Origin of the sequence: Arthrobacter sp. NPDC093125 (assembly GCF_044754225.1) — a bacterium.
Lineage (GTDB): Bacteria > Actinomycetota > Actinomycetes > Actinomycetales > Micrococcaceae > Arthrobacter.
Genome location: NZ_JBIVOQ010000002.1, coordinates 380,338 through 394,894 on the forward strand (window position 1 = coordinate 380,338; position 14,557 = coordinate 394,894).

General features: G+C 65.2%; 10 protein-coding genes. 6 read left to right on the forward strand and 4 right to left on the reverse strand.

From position 1 onward, the window contains the following. Positions 1-16: 16 nt before the first annotated feature. Positions 17-2,902, reverse strand: a complete 2,886-nt coding sequence (locus ACIP9X_RS06235; RefSeq protein ID WP_400478859.1) for a DNRLRE domain-containing protein — start codon at positions 2,900-2,902, stop codon at positions 17-19. 555 nt (positions 2,903-3,457) lie between these two features. Beyond that, positions 3,458-4,144 (reverse strand): ferritin-like fold-containing protein, encoded by a 687-nt coding sequence (locus ACIP9X_RS06240; RefSeq protein ID WP_400478860.1) that lies wholly within the window; start codon positions 4,142-4,144, stop codon positions 3,458-3,460. A 41-nt stretch (positions 4,145-4,185) separates the two neighbouring features. On the opposite strand from ACIP9X_RS06240, the gene ACIP9X_RS06245 reads away from it, so the two are divergent. The 3 genes from ACIP9X_RS06245 to ACIP9X_RS06255 all read left to right on the forward strand — a co-directional run bounded on the left by ACIP9X_RS06245 (position 4,186) and on the right by ACIP9X_RS06255 (position 8,694). Continuing rightward, positions 4,186-5,760 (forward strand): RNB domain-containing ribonuclease, encoded by a 1,575-nt coding sequence (locus ACIP9X_RS06245; protein WP_400478861.1) that lies wholly within the window; start codon positions 4,186-4,188, stop codon positions 5,758-5,760. A 349-nt stretch (positions 5,761-6,109) separates the two neighbouring features. Beyond that, the gene (locus ACIP9X_RS06250) at positions 6,110-7,813 is read left to right on the forward strand and encodes a DEAD/DEAH box helicase (protein WP_400478862.1); all 1,704 of its coding nucleotides are present in this window, start codon (positions 6,110-6,112) and stop codon (positions 7,811-7,813) included. Between the two features lie 8 nt (positions 7,814-7,821). After that, positions 7,822-8,694 (forward strand): DNA-methyltransferase, encoded by an 873-nt coding sequence (locus tag ACIP9X_RS06255; RefSeq protein ID WP_400478863.1) that lies wholly within the window; start codon positions 7,822-7,824, stop codon positions 8,692-8,694. 69 nt (positions 8,695-8,763) lie between these two features. On the opposite strand, the gene ACIP9X_RS06260 is transcribed toward ACIP9X_RS06255, so the two are convergent. Further along, on the reverse strand, positions 8,764-9,609 hold the full coding sequence (locus ACIP9X_RS06260; protein WP_400478864.1) for a PHP domain-containing protein: 846 nt from the start codon (positions 9,607-9,609) through the stop codon (positions 8,764-8,766). 140 nt (positions 9,610-9,749) lie between these two features. On the opposite strand from ACIP9X_RS06260, the gene ACIP9X_RS06265 reads away from it, so the two are divergent. Further along, positions 9,750-11,339, forward strand: a complete 1,590-nt coding sequence (locus tag ACIP9X_RS06265; protein ID WP_400478865.1) for an aminopeptidase P family protein — start codon at positions 9,750-9,752, stop codon at positions 11,337-11,339. A 156-nt stretch (positions 11,340-11,495) separates the two neighbouring features. Here the strand turns inward: ACIP9X_RS06265 and ACIP9X_RS06270 are convergent, their stop codons facing one another. Then, on the reverse strand, positions 11,496-12,485 hold the full coding sequence (locus tag ACIP9X_RS06270) for a general stress protein (protein ID WP_400478866.1): 990 nt from the start codon (positions 12,483-12,485) through the stop codon (positions 11,496-11,498). Positions 12,486-12,561: 76 nt separating this feature from the next. Between ACIP9X_RS06270 and ACIP9X_RS06275 the strand changes: the two genes are divergently transcribed. Next, on the forward strand, positions 12,562-13,845 hold the full coding sequence (locus tag ACIP9X_RS06275) for a magnesium transporter MgtE N-terminal domain-containing protein (protein WP_400478867.1): 1,284 nt from the start codon (positions 12,562-12,564) through the stop codon (positions 13,843-13,845). Further along, positions 13,799-14,557 (forward strand): DUF1003 domain-containing protein, encoded by a 759-nt coding sequence (locus ACIP9X_RS06280; protein ID WP_400478868.1) that lies wholly within the window; start codon positions 13,799-13,801, stop codon positions 14,555-14,557. Before ACIP9X_RS06275 ends, ACIP9X_RS06280 begins: the two co-directional genes overlap by 47 nt.

Below are 14,557 nucleotides of genomic sequence, written 5' to 3' on the forward strand. Positions count from 1 at the left end.
CGTCGACGGTGTCCGCCTATCCGCTGATCGTGAGGACGAGCTTGGGTGCGGCGGTGCTGCCTGCTTCCTTGGAGTTGAGGTCCAGGCCGTCGCTGCTGCTGGAGTCCAGGCCCAGTGAGAGTTGTTGGCCGAGTTCACCGGTCAGGCCGCTGACGGTCAATGGAACGTTGTAGGTGGTGTTGGTCGTTGTCGGGCCGAGCGTGCCGATGCTTGCGCCGAGTGTCGGCCGGCCGCTGTTGTACGTGATCCCCGTCTCGGTCCAGGCGTCGCTGGCGACCTTGACGTTCTGCGTACCGGTCGATCCGCTCCCGGCGCTGCGCAGTTGCAGCGTCGCACTCTGCAGCGTCCTGCCCGCGTACGGCGAGAGGTCGAACTTGAAGTACGTGGCCTCCACCGGGCTGCTGTCCACACCCAAAACAGTGCCCGTGCCAAAGTTCGTCGTCGGCGTCCCGCTCGAGACATAACTGTCAGCGGTGGCCGTGAGCGTGACGGTCTCCGTCGTGCCGCCGCCGGTGCCGACGCTCCAGGCATGCCTCGCTGCTGTCGCGTCGGTGTTGCCGGCTGCGTCGGTGCCCCATACATCGAATGTGTGGGAACCAGTCGACAACCCGGTGTAGGACTGGGGCGAAGTGCACGCCACTCGCGTTGCACCATCCAGGCTGCACTGGAACGTCGAATTCGGTTCACTCGAGGTGAATGCAAAAGAGGCGCTGGTCGACGTCGTTGTCGCAGGTGGTCCCGACGTGATCGTCGTCTCCGGGGCCGTCGTATCCCCACCGCCGCCACCGCCGCCGGCGGCGGCGCCGCTGATCGTGAGGACGAGCTTGGGTGCGGCGGTGCTGCCTGCTTCCTTGGAGTTGAGGTCCAGGCCGTCGCTGCTGCTGGAGTCCAGGGCCAGTGAGAGTTGTTGGCCGAGTTCACCGGTCAGGCCGCTGACGGTCAATGGAACGTTGTAGGTGGTGTTGGTCGTTGTCGGGCCGAGCGTGCCGATGCTTGCGCCGAGTGTCGGCCGGCCGCTGTTGTACGTGATCCCCGTCTCGGTCCAGGCGTCGCTGGCGACCTTGACGTTCTGCGTACCGGTCGATCCGCTCCCGGCGCTGCGCAGTTGCAGCGTCGCACTCTGCAGCGTCCTGCCCGCGTACGGCGAGAGGTCGAACTTGAAGTACGTGGCCTCCACCGGGCTGCTGTCCACACCCAAAACAGTGCCCGTGCCAAAGTTCGTCGTCGGCGTCCCGCTCGAGACATAACTGTCAGCGGTGGCCGTGAGCGTGACGGTCTCTGCGGTGCCGCCGCCGCCAGCCGAAGCCGTGGTGAAGGTCCAGGTCTTGTCCGACGCCAACGCGTTACCGGCGGCATCCTTCACCCCGGTAGAGCCGCCCCTGATCGTCGCGGTGTATGGCGTACCCGCTGCCAGGTCGGCAGTCGGGTTCAGCGTCGCGACCCTGGTCGTGCTGTCGTACGCCACAGCGGCCGCCACCGTCGTCGTCCCCGTCCTCAGAGTGAACGTGTTCGACGTGAGCGTTGAGGCATCCATCGCCTCCGAGAACGACCCCGTCACATTCGCAGTCACCGCCACACCAGTCGCATCAGCGGCCGGGGACGTACTCGTCACCGTCGGGGCCGCCGTATCATCACCGCCACCGCCGCCGCCAGCGGCGGGCTCGTAGGAGTGCCAGTACCGGCTTGTAGCGTTCACATCGGCGAGCAAGAGCAGTCCGCTGTTGGCCGTGCCCCGCGCCGTGCTGTTGAGGTTCTGCTTCGTCGACGTCACGTTGTGGACATACTGGTCGGCGTCCACGATATGGGCCGTTTTCGTGGTGGGGAAGCTGAAGTTGCCGGTGATGTCGCTCAGCGGCGCGGACTTCTCGTAGATCGCGCCTCCCGAGGTGGTGCAGACACCGGCGTTCGTCGTGCCAGTGGGCTTAGGATAGGTCGCAAACGTCCGCAGTCTCTGCGTGCTCTCATCAATCAGGACTATCACCCGGTTCGGGCACTCCGCCACGGTGGCGATCGTGTGCGCCGACCATGAGGATGTCGCATTATTCAATGCCAGCAGCTGGATCAGCGGCTGCGCCGCTGACGTGAACGAGGTCTTGATGGCGGCGAAAACCTTGCCACCCGAGGAGTCCAGCCACTTCAGGTTCATGTGGTCATCACCGCTGCGCTGCCCGTTCACCGCCGCCACAGGAGCGGTCCAGGCCGTGTTCGATGCTCCGTCAACGCGGTAGCTCCAGTACATGCCGTCAGTGGCGTCACCAACCTGCCGGCTCCACATCACACCGATCCTGCCGGGTCCGAACGCGATCACAGCCGAGGTGTCGTCCACCGAGACGTTGCTCAATGCCGCAGGATGCGGAAACGGTGTCCCCCACGTCACGTCATCCGGGCCAGTAGCCGAGGCAACAGTGGCGTTCAAGTAGATCCGGTTGCCCTGCTGCCACGTGGCCCATATCCGGCCGGTCGAATCCTTGTCGATGGTCAGGGCCTCAACACGGTGGTTGTTGATGTTTGCAGAACCCTGCAGTGAGTACGTCTTGCTCGTCGCGTTGTAGCTGTAACGCCGCATCGTCGTCGGGAAGTTCGGCTCAGCCGGCAGGCCGTCGTTGACGAACCGGTAGCTCGCCACATACAACGTCGTCCCGTCCCACAACACGTCATGGTGAGTGTTCGCCCGCGTGTCCGTTGCCACTCCCGTATCGACCCACGAGCTCGTCGAGGCGTTGAACCGGAAGATATGAAAATCTGAGCTGGCCGTGTCCCACAGGTTCGCCCACCAGAGCCCGTCGTTAAACCACAACCCACTCGTGGCCCGCTTCGAACCCGTAGGCGTCCCCGTCCCCGTATGCGACGGACCTTCAACGCCGACATCACCCGGGGCAGCCGACGCGGTAACTGGCCCCACCAGAACACCACTTAGCGCAAGCAGCAGCGCTGTCAGCAGCGCAGGGAGCCGAAGATTGCGCGAACCGCGGAGACGAGGACCAGCCGAGCGACCAATTCCCCGCCGTACGCCAAGCCAGGAAGTCCTGCGACCTATACCACGCCCGCCCTCGTGAAAAAATGTATAGTTCAGCAACGTCGCTCCCCGGGGTTGAACGTCGGCCTGAATAGGGTTGGTCACTAGCCTCACCACTCATTGAAGTTGTTTGCCTATGCCAGTCCCGAACAACCTTCCGGCTGAATACGAGAAAATCGAAGCGCCTGCTGCTGCAGTCCTGGCAACTTGCGTGCACTCCCCCTCGGAACATGTTCAGCCGAGCAACTTGTAAAAAACTTGGGATTCAATGAACCAGCCCCAGTTATGGGGGTTCTGTAATTCCTGGAAACCGGCAGGTCCCAACGCCAAACTTTGCCCATGGCCAGTGACGGCACCCCGAAAGCACAGCAGTGCGGACCTGCGCCGTTTCGCTATCCGTGGCTGCCAGGAACGGCAAATGGTGAATAAGGAACCGCGCCCTCAGCCGCTCAGGCCGAGCTGGACCATGCGCTTCGAATGGTTTTCGGCGAGTTCCGCAGTCAGTCCGCGCACGACTTCGCGGGCCGCCGCGTCGTCAGCTCCGCTGTCCGCCGCCGTGATCAAATCGGCCAGGAACGCATGCTCGTACCCCACACGCTGCGCCTGGGTGAGGGCTTCGCCCAGCAGTCGGCGTCCCCACAGCGCGAGCCTCGAGGCGAGCCGGGGATCATCAGCCAAGGCCACCCGCAGGCGTTCGCGAAGGACTTCGGTTGCCTCCTCGGTGGCCTGGACCTGGGCAATCAGCTCACGGGTCCCGGGATCCACATACCGGGCAACTGCCTGGTAAAAATCTGCCGAGACAGTATCCACCACGTAGGCCTTCATCAGGGACTCGTACCAGTCAGCAGGCCGGGTCCGTTCATGAAAATGGTCGACGGCGGCCTGGAAAGGGAGCATCGCCTCCTCGACGTCCACCCCCATGCCAGCCAGTTTTGCGCTAACCAGCTCGTAGTGCTGGAACTCGATGACGGCAATGCGGCCAAGCACCGCGCGGTCGTGAAGCGTAGGAGAATAGCGGGCGTCCGACGAAAGCCGCTCGAAAGCGGACAGCTCACCGTAGGCCATGACGCCGAACAGGTCGGCGACGAAACGGTCATACCGAGCAGTGCCAGTGGAGGTTGTGCCCATATTTCAAGACTAACCGTGGAAATCGGGCTAACCTGATTTTCGTGCCACATCATCGTCTCTCTCCCAGCGTCCACGAACAGACCAACGCCTTGGCGGAGGCCCTGAGTGCGCTGCGGACGGAGCTGGAGCTTCCGGGGCCGTTCCCGGATGACGTCCTTAAAGAGGCAGAGGAGGCTGTGGCGCAGCTGCAGCTGCCCGGGCTGGACCTGACCGACGTCGAATTCCTGACCATCGATCCGCCGTCGTCGACCGACCTGGACCAGGCGCTTTTCATCGAACGGGCAGGGAGTGGCTACCGGATTCTGTACGCCATCGCCGACGTACCGTCCTTCGTCGCCCCCGGCGGTGCCATCGACGCCGAAACCCGCCGCCGCGGCCAGACCTTTTACGCCCCGGACGGCCGCATTCCCCTGCACCCGGAAGTGATCAGCGAAAACGCAGGCAGCCTGCTGGCAGGCCAACTGTGCTCGGCGTTTGTGTGGGAGTTCGAGCTCGATGCCGCTGCCGAGGTGACCTCCGTATCCGTGCAGCGCGCTTCGGTCCGCAGCCGGGCGAAGCTCAGCTACAAAGGCGCGCAGGAAGAGCTGGACGCAGGAACCGCGTCTCCCGTGCTGCAGCTCCTCCGCGAGGTGGGGCTCAAGCGCGTGGAACTGGAAAGGGCGCGGGACGGCGCCAGCCTGAACATGCCGGAGCAGGAGATCGTGCAACTTCCCGACGGCGGCTACGAGATTGTCGCGGCACCGCAGCTTCCGGTGGAGGACTGGAACGCCCAGATCTCCCTGATGACCGGCATGGCCGCCGCGTCCCTGATGCTCGACGGCGAGGTAGGCATCCTGCGTACGATGCCTGCCCCGGACGAACGGTCCCTTGCGCATTTCCGGCGCCAAACGGCGGCGTTGGGAAAACCGTGGGACGGAACAGTCAGCTATGGCGAGTACCTGCGGACGCTGGATCCGACGGACCACCGGCAGCTTGCCATCCTGCACTCCGCCGGCATGCTCTTCCGCGGAGCCGGCTACACCTATTTCGATGGAACTGTTCCCGAGGATGCTGTCCAGGCTGCCATCGGCACGGCCTACGCCCACACCACGGCGCCGTTGCGCCGCCTGGTTGACCGATTCGTCCTGGTCATCTGCGAAGCGCTGAGCAACAACCGCCCTGTGCCCGCCTGGGCACGTGAGGCGCTGCCGTCGCTGCCCGAGATCATGGCTGCCTCAGACCAGTTGGCATCCAAAATGGAGCGGCTCGCACTAGACACAGTGGAGGCTGCGCTGCTCAGCAACCACATCGGCCAGGAGTTCGACGCCGTGGTGATCTCCGGATCCAAACCCGCCAAGAACAACGGCAACGGCGCTGGCACCAACGGCAACGGCAACAACAACAACAGCGACAGCACCAGCAACGTCACTGCGAACGTCATCGGGAACGGCAAGGGCCAGAACGGAAAGTCCAACGGCAAGGGCTCCAACGGGGGCCCGTGGGGCACGGTCCAGATCGCGGAACCGGCGGTCACGGCCCGGTGTGAGGGTGAAATGGAGTCTGGTACCAGGGTCCGGGTTCGGCTTGTTTCCGCAGAAATCGCCACACGGGAAGTGCGCCTCGAGCTGGTGGGCTGAGTTCCGCCGTCGTATTTTCCCGGACCGCTTCCCTGCCCGTTTCACCGCCCAGTCCGCAGCTCATTGCACCCCTCGTCCGATGCGCCAGTCAGGGAATCCGGTTTTCCCGGTTAGACTGAAGGGGTAGAAATGGATGCCCGGTCGTTGATTTCCAGTATTTTCGAATTCAACAAGCCCGCCCCTACGCGATCTTGAGACAAACCCGCTGGTCCCCAGTGCCAGCATCAGATAGCCCGCGATCGGCTTCCACTGGAATTGCTTGTGCGCCTGAGCGTGCTCCGGAACGGTCCTTCCAGCCGGCCCGTTGAGCAGGCGGCGCCAACGCCTAAATGAATAAGGAAACTCCCCTGTGAGTGAATTGCATACCCACCAGCTTCTCTCTGATGACACCGGAACCGAGACCATCGAGCCGGAAGAAACCATCATCTCGGATGAGAAACCGCACGAGATAGAAGAGAAGTCCTTCGCCGACTACGACGTCCGCGCCGACATCGTCGAGTCGCTGGCCGACGCCGGCATTACGCACCCCTTCCCGATCCAGGCCATGACGCTGCCTGTGGCCCTGTCCGGCCACGACATCATCGGCCAGGCCAAGACCGGCACCGGAAAGACCCTCGGTTTCGGCATCCCAGCGCTGCAGCGCGTCGTGGGACAGGATGACCCGGGCTTCGACAAGCTGCCGGCCCCCGGCGCCCCGCAGGCCATGGTGATCGTCCCGACCCGCGAGCTCGCCGTGCAGGTCGCCAACGACCTGCAGACTGCTGCCCGCAAGCGCAACGCCCGGATCGCCACCATCTACGGCGGCCGCGCCTACGAGCCGCAGGTTGAAGCGCTGCAGAAGGGCGTGGAGGTAGTGGTCGGCACGCCCGGCCGCCTGATCGACCTGTACAAGCAGAAGCACCTGGTGCTGAAGAACGTCAAGATCGTGGTCCTCGATGAGGCCGACGAGATGCTGGACCTCGGCTTCCTCCCCGACGTGGAGACCCTGATCGCCGGTACGCCCCCTGTCCGCCAGACGCTTCTGTTCTCGGCCACGATGCCCGGCCCCGTGATCGCCATGGCACGCCGCTACATGACCAAGCCGACGCACATCCGCGCCGCCGATCCGGACGATGAAGGCCTTACCAAGCGCGACATCCGCCAGCTCATCTATCGCGCACACAGCATGGACAAGAGTGAGGTTGTGGCCCGCATCCTGCAGGCCCGCGGCCGCGGCCGCACCATCATCTTCACCAAGACCAAGCGCACCGCCGCCAAGGTTGCTGAGGAACTCGTGGACCGCGGATTCGCCGCGGCCGCCATCCACGGCGACCTCGGCCAGGGTGCCCGCGAGCAGGCCCTCCGCGCCTTCCGCAACAACAAGGTGGACGTCCTCGTGGCCACCGACGTCGCCGCCCGTGGGATCGACGTTGATGACGTCACGCACGTCATCAACTACCAGTGCGTCGAGGACGAGAAGATCTACCTGCACCGCGTGGGCCGCACCGGGCGCGCCGGCAACAAGGGCACCGCGGTGACATTCGTGGACTGGGACGACATGCCGCGCTGGGGCCTGATCAATAAGGCCCTGGGCCTGAGCGTCCCCGAGCCCATCGAAACGTACTCCTCCTCGCCGCACCTGTACGAGGACCTGGACATTCCGGAAGGCACCAAGGGCCGGCTTCCGCGCAGCAAGCGCACCCTCGCCGGCGTCGACGCCGAAGTGCTCGAAGACCTTGGCGAGACCGGCAAGAAGAACAGCCGCTCCGGCGGGCGCGAATCCGGCCGTTCAGGCGGACGTACCGGCGTCAGGGACAGCAGCCGGGAAAGCAGCAGGGACGGCAGCCGCCGCAGCGGCGGCGAATCCGGCGGACGCTCGGGAGACCGCCGTCGTCGTTCCTCTGATGCGTCTGCCGAGGCCGGAAACGGTCCCGCCCCTTCAGCAACCTCCGACGCCGAGCAGCCGGCACGTCAGCGGCGTAACCGGACGCGCACCCGCCGCCGCAACGGTGAAGTGGTGGCCGGTGGCGAATCTGCGGCAACCGGCTCGCAGCCGGGCGGCGCAGAGGCCTAAAAGTCTAGATGACTGAACCTGTCTGGGCGCCGGACGGCAGCAACCTGGTGGTGCACGCGGATAACGCGGAGTTCCTCCCCACGCTGCCGGACGGCGCCTTCACACTGATATACGTGGACCCGCCCTTCAACACGGGCCGGGCCCAGCAGCGCCAGGAAACGAAGATGGTGCTCAACGCTGAAGGCGATGGCGACCGGGTGGGCTTCAAGGGCCGCTCGTACGACACCATCAAGGGCGCCCTGCACCGCTATGACGATGCCTTCAGTGACTACTGGTCGTTCCTCGAACCGCGGCTGGTCGAGGCCTGGCGCCTGCTGGCCGAAGACGGCACCCTCTACCTGCACCTGGACTACCGCGAGGTGCACTACGCCAAGGTCATGCTGGACGCCATTTTCGGCCGCGAGTGTTTCCTCAACGAAATCATCTGGGCCTACGACTATGGTGCGCGCGCCAAGTTCCGCTGGCCCACCAAGCACGACAACATCCTCGTCTACGTCAAGAACCCGGCCAAGTACCACTTCAACAGCGCCGAGGTGGACCGGGAGCCATACATGGCCCCTGGGCTCGTGACGCCCGCGAAGCGCGAGCTGGGCAAACTGCCCACCGACGTCTGGTGGCACACGATCGTCTCTCCCACGGGCAAGGAAAAAACCGGCTACCCCACCCAGAAACCCGAAGGCCTGGTGCGACGGGTTGTTTCCGCTTCCAGCCGGCCCGGGGACTGGTGCCTGGACTTCTTCGCCGGTTCCGGGACGCTCGGAGCGGTGGCCGCAAAGCTGGGACGCCGGTTTGTGTGCGTGGACCAGAACCAGCCGGCCATCGACGTCATGGCCAAACGGCTGGGCGCCCACGCGGACTTTACGTCCTACCCGCCCAACTAGGTACCACTTCAGGTCGTTCCCAGCGCTGGGAACGGCCTGTTCTGCTACCCAGTTGGGAGGAGACGCCTGTTACCGGACGACGGCGGAACCGGTGCCCAGCTCTTCAATCCGCGCAAAGGCTTCGGGCGTCGTGAGGTTTTCGCCGAGCCTGTTGGGCTTGCCTTCACCGTGGTAGTCCGAGGAGCCCGTCATCAGCAGGCCGTGCCGGGCTGCGAGGCCGCGCAGGAACTCCCGGCCCTCGTCCGAATTGTCGCGGTGGTCGACCTCGAGGCCAGCGAGTCCGGCGTCGATCATCTCGTGATAGGTCCGCTCCCCCACCACGCGTCCGCGGGACGAAGCCACGGGGTGGGCGAAAACAGGCACGCCTCCGGCCGCGCGGACAAGCTCGACGGCGAGCGCCGGCTCCGGCGCATAGTGCTGCACGAAGTACCGCGAATGTGAGGTCAGGATGGAGGTGAAGGCTTCCGACCGGTCCGCCACGACACCCGCCGCAACGAGCGCGTCCGCAATGTGGGGCCGTCCGAGGGTGGCACCTGGGGCCACATGGTGGATGACGTCATCCCAGGTCAGCGGGTAGTCCTCGGAGAGCAGCGTGACCATCCGCTCGGCCCGTGTGAGCCTGGCATCCCTGGCCTTGGTGATTTCCTCAAGAAGGCCTTCATGGGTGGGATCGTGCAGGTAGCTGAGGAGATGCACGCTGATGCCCTGCTCCGTCCGGCATGAAATTTCCATGCCGGGAACGAGCGCCAGACCGCTGTTGGCGGCGGCGCTGGAAGCCTCATCCCAGCCGTCAGTGGAGTCGTGGTCGGTCAGTGCGATGACGTCCAGCCCAGCGGCGGCAGCGGCAGCCACCACAGCTGCCGGCGGCTCCGTGCCGTCTGAAACGTTCGAGTGGGCGTGCAGATCTATCCTCACCCGTCCAGCCTAGTAGATACAGCGTGCCATCCGGCGGGTTCCCGCCTGCAAGGGCGCCTGTCCGGACGCTCCGCGGCCGGCGGCTCCGGCCCCATGGCGGGTGTTGGCCTAAGCCGCGGGGCTGGTGAGACTATGGGACGGTGAACGATGCAGAAACCGCCCAGAACGGTATAAACACAGCCTCCCAGCCCCTCGAGGAGCGGGTCAACAACCGCTCACAGCGTCCCAGTTCTGAAGCCTTCAAGGCTTTCATGGCCGCCAACTGGGCTCCGGCCCCGCAGGTCACCCCAGCCCGTGACGCTGTGGCGGACCACGCTGCCCGACGCCGGCGCGTCATCTCCGGGAAGTTCAAAGGCGAACGCCTGGTGGTTCCGGCCGGTCCGCTGAAGGTCCGCTCCAATGACTGTGACTACCGCTTCCGCCCGCACTCCGGCTTCGCGCACCTGACGGGTCTCGGGCTGGACCATGAGCCGGACGCGGCGCTGATCTTCGAACCGGTGGAAGAAGGCACCGGTGACGACGGCGGCAATCACCGCGCCACGCTGTACTTCCGCCCGCTGGCCGGGCGGGACACTGAGCAGTTCTACGCCGATGCGCGCTCCGGGGAGTTCTGGATCGGCCCGCGTCCCACACTGGCGGAGTTCGAAGCCCGCCTGGGCCTCCCGACGGCCCACATCGACGAACTCGAAATGGCCATCACCAAAAATGTGGGCGCCCCTGAAATCGGTGGCGTTTCGATCCGACTGGTGCGCAAGGTGGACGAGAACATCGATGCCCTGGTGGACACCGCCCGCTACAACACCGCCAAGGACCCGGACAACCTGGATCTCGGTGTTCTGGACGCCCTGGATGAGAAGCTCTCCGAAGCCCTCTCCGAACTGCGCCTGATCAAGGATGCGTGGGAAGTGGAGCAGATGAGGACCGCCGTGGGCGCCACGGTGGAAGGCTTCACCGAAGTGGTTAAAGTCCTGCCGCGGGCACTGACCCACGTCCGCGGTGAGCGCGTCGTGGAGGGTGCGTTCTTCGCCCGCGCCCGCGAGGAGGGCAACGATCTCGGCTACGACACCATCGCCGCCTCGGGCAACAACGCCACCGTGCTGCACTGGACCCGGAACACCGGCAAGATCCACGCCGGCGACCTGCTGCTGCTGGACGCCGGCGTCGAGGCCGATTCCCTCTACACCGCAGACATCACGCGGACGCTGCCGGCCAACGGGACGTTCTCTGAGGTTCAGCGCAAGATTTACGAAGCCGTCCTCGACGCCGCTGACGCTGGTTTTGCCGCGGCTCAGATCGGCACCCGCTTCCGTGACATCCACAAGGCCGCTACCACTGTCCTGGCCGAGCGCCTCGCAGAATGGGGACTGCTGCCGGTGTCGGTAGAGGAAGCCATCAGCGAGGACGGGCAGCAGCACCGGCGCTGGATGCCGCACGGCACCAGCCACCACCTGGGCCTGGACGTCCACGACTGTGCGCAGGCCAAGCGCGAGCTGTACCTGGACGGAGTGCTGGCCGAGGGCATGGTGTTCACCATCGAACCCGGCCTGTACTTCAAGGAGGAGGACCTCGGCATTCCTGAGGAATACCGCGGGATCGGCGTGCGCATCGAGGACGACATCCTGATGACCGCTGAAGGCCCCGTAAATCTGAGTGCTGCTCTCCCCCGGACCGCCGGCGACGTGGAAGCCTGGATGGCGGGCATTTGGCAGGAAGCCGACGGCCACGCCTAAACAGGGTCTGCACCTTAAACCAGGTCTGCACCGCGCATAAGAATCGCGTATAGAAATAGGCATAAGTAAGAGGGAAGGGCCCCGGATTTCTCCGGGGCCCTTCCCTCTCTTACGTTTCACCTGACGGCGTGGACGCGCCTCTTGGGCGTTCCAGCTTTAGCGCTGGGTGTCCTCCGAGCCCTGCTGGGGCTGGTTCGCGTCGTTGACGCGCACGCCGTACTGCGGGCGCCCGTCCGGCAGGTCTGGGTAGCGGACGGACGGCCGGACCGGCGGCTGCCCGCCCTCGGGTGTCTGCCCCTCGGAAGGGCCCTGTCCCTGGGGCTGCGGAGCCTGCGGCTGAGGACCCTGCGGCTGCGGCCCCTGGGGGAACTGCTGCTGGGAGCCTTGCGGCTGCTGCTGGGCATCCTGCTGCGGCTCCTGCCCGTGGGCGTCCTGCCCGCGCTGGCCGTAGGGGTCGTTCCAGCCCGCGGGCCGCTGCGGCGCCTGGCCCTGATACGGACCCTGCTGCTGGCCGGGATGCTGATACGGCTGGTTGTAGTAGTCGCGCTGCGTGTAGTTGGATGATCCGCCGTGGTTGGAAGGTCCGCTGTAGTTGGACGGGCCGCTGTAGTTGGACGGCCGCGCGCCTGCAGAGGCGTCCGACGGCGACATCGGCAACTGCTGCAGCAGCCGGCGGGCCTCGTGGGCGGCCTCGAAGGACACCACAACGTCATAGTTGGTGGCCACCACCTGGCTGGTGGACGTGAAGTCGCGCTTGCCCCGCTGCATGGCGTAGGTGACGATGCCAAACAGCATGAAGAAGGCCGCGCCCATCAGCACCGAGCTGATGATGGAAAACGTCCCCCCGGCCGGCGTGAAGAAGGAAAGCATGACGCCGACAAAAAGACCGAACCACATGCCGCTCAGGGCTCCCGACAGTGCTACTCGGGGGTAGCTCAGCCTGCCCGTCACCCGCTCCACCATCTTCAGGTCGTTGCCCACAATCGACACCATGTGAACCGGGAACTGCTGGTCGGCCAGGTAGTCGACAGCCTTCTGGGCGTCCAGGTAGGAGGAGTAGCTGCCGACGGTATCCCCAGTGGGAACAGTCCGGGACTCGTCGGAGCCGGGGACACCGGCCTTGGGAGCACCAAAAATATTTGCCATAACCTCATTGTTGCCCAAAAGGATGGGCGTGAGCTGAAATTCAGCTAAAAGTGAGCAGACTCGGTAGCCTGTAGAGGTGAGCACAAATCCTACCCGCGTCTTCGTTGCACGCCTCCTGGGGCTGGACGTCTTCGACCCCCTGGGCGACCGTCTGGGCCGGCTGCGCGACGTCGTGGTGCTCTCCCGCGGCACCCGCGGAGCCCCCCACGTTGTGGGCATCGTCGTCGAGGTGCCGGGCAAGAAGCGCGTCTTCGTCCCGATGACCCGCATCACCTCCATCGACCAGACGCAGATCATCTGCACGGGCCTGGTCAACCTGCGCCGTTTCGAACAGCGCGGCGCCGAGACCCTTGTGGTGGCGGAGATGTTCGACCGGCGCGTGACGCTGCGCGACGGCAGCGGCGACGCCACGATCGAGGACATCGCAATGGACCAGCACCGTTCCGGTGACTGGTTCGTCAGCAAGCTCTTCGTCCGCCGCGGGCATTCCCTCGCGCCCCTGAGCAGGCTCCGCCGCAACGAAACCCTGATCATCGACTGGGCGGATGCGCTTCAGGGCGCCAAGACGGAGCCCCAGGCCGCAACCCAGTTCGTGGCCACGCACGAGGACCTCAAACCCGCGGACTTCGCCGAGGCGCTACAGGAGATGAGCGACAAGCGGCGGTTTGAAGTGGCCAGCGAACTTCAGGACGAACGGCTTGCCGACGTGCTCCAGGAACTCCCGGAAGACGACCAGGTGGAGATCCTCTCCGCGCTGGATGTACAGCGCGCGGCTGACGTCCTGGAGGAGATGGACCCGGATGACGCCGCCGACCTCCTCGGCGAGCTCCCCTCCGCCCAGGCGGAGGAACTGCTGCAGCTGATGGAACCGGAAGGCGCAGAGGACGTGCGGCGCCTGCTGGAATACGACGAGGATACCGCCGGCGGTCTTATGACCCCTGTGCCGGTCATCCTGCCGCCCGAGGCCACGGTGGCTGAGGCCCTCGCACACGTACGCCGTGAAGAACTTTCACCTGCCCTGGCGTCCTCCATCTTCATTACACGGCCGCCGCTGGAAACCCCCACCGGGCGGTTCCTCGGGGTGGTCCACATTCAGCAGCTGCTGCGTTTCCCGCCGTTCGAACCGTTGGGCAACCTCGTGGACAAGAACCTGGAGCCCCTGTCGGACCAGGCACATATCAGTGAGGTTGCCCGTACCCTGGCCACCTACAACCTGAATTCCCTTCCCGTGGTTAACGAGGCGGGCCGGCTGGTGGGGGCCGTGACAGTCGATGACGTCCTGGATCATCTGCTGCCGGATGACTGGCGGGCAAATGACGGCGAAGCTCCGATCAGAAGGCTTGGAGGCCGCATTGGCTGATAACGCACCAAAGAGCCCTGGCGGGCGGGGAGCAGGCAAGGGGGCGGCAAAAGGCAGCCTGGACACGCCCCTGAGCGGGCGCCAGCGCATCCTGCCCAAGTTCTCGCCTGACCCCGACGCCTTCGGCCACGCCACCGAGGGTTTCGCCCGTTTCATGGGCACGCCGCAGTTCCTGCTCTACATGACCGTCTTCTGCGTTTTCTGGCTGGTCTGGAACACCTTCGCGCCCGTCGAGTGGCAGTTCGACAAGGTGGAGCTCGGGTTCACCCTCCTGACTCTGATGCTGTCGCTGCAGGCGTCCTATGCGGCGCCGCTGCTGCTGCTGGCCCAGAACCGGCAGGACGACCGTGACCGTGTCTCCCTCCAGCAGGACCGCCAGCGGGCAGAACGCAATCTTTCCGATACGGAGTACCTGACCCGGGAGCTGGCGTCACTGCGGATCGCCCTGCGGGAAGTGGCTACCCGCGACTACGTGCGGGCTGAGCTCAGGAGCCTTTTAGAGGACCTGGTGGAAGCCCAGGAGGAACTCCGCAGCCACGATCCCTCCGGCGACGGCAGCCACGAGTCACCGCGGGATCTGGTCCGCGAGAAGCTCAAGGAAAAGCGGGAGCGCCAGCGGAACCCGCGCACCCAGCAGATCCCCAAGATCAAGTCGGAAAAGCACCGCCACAGCCGGCCGTCCGACCAGCGCCCCACAACTCCGGAAAGCTGA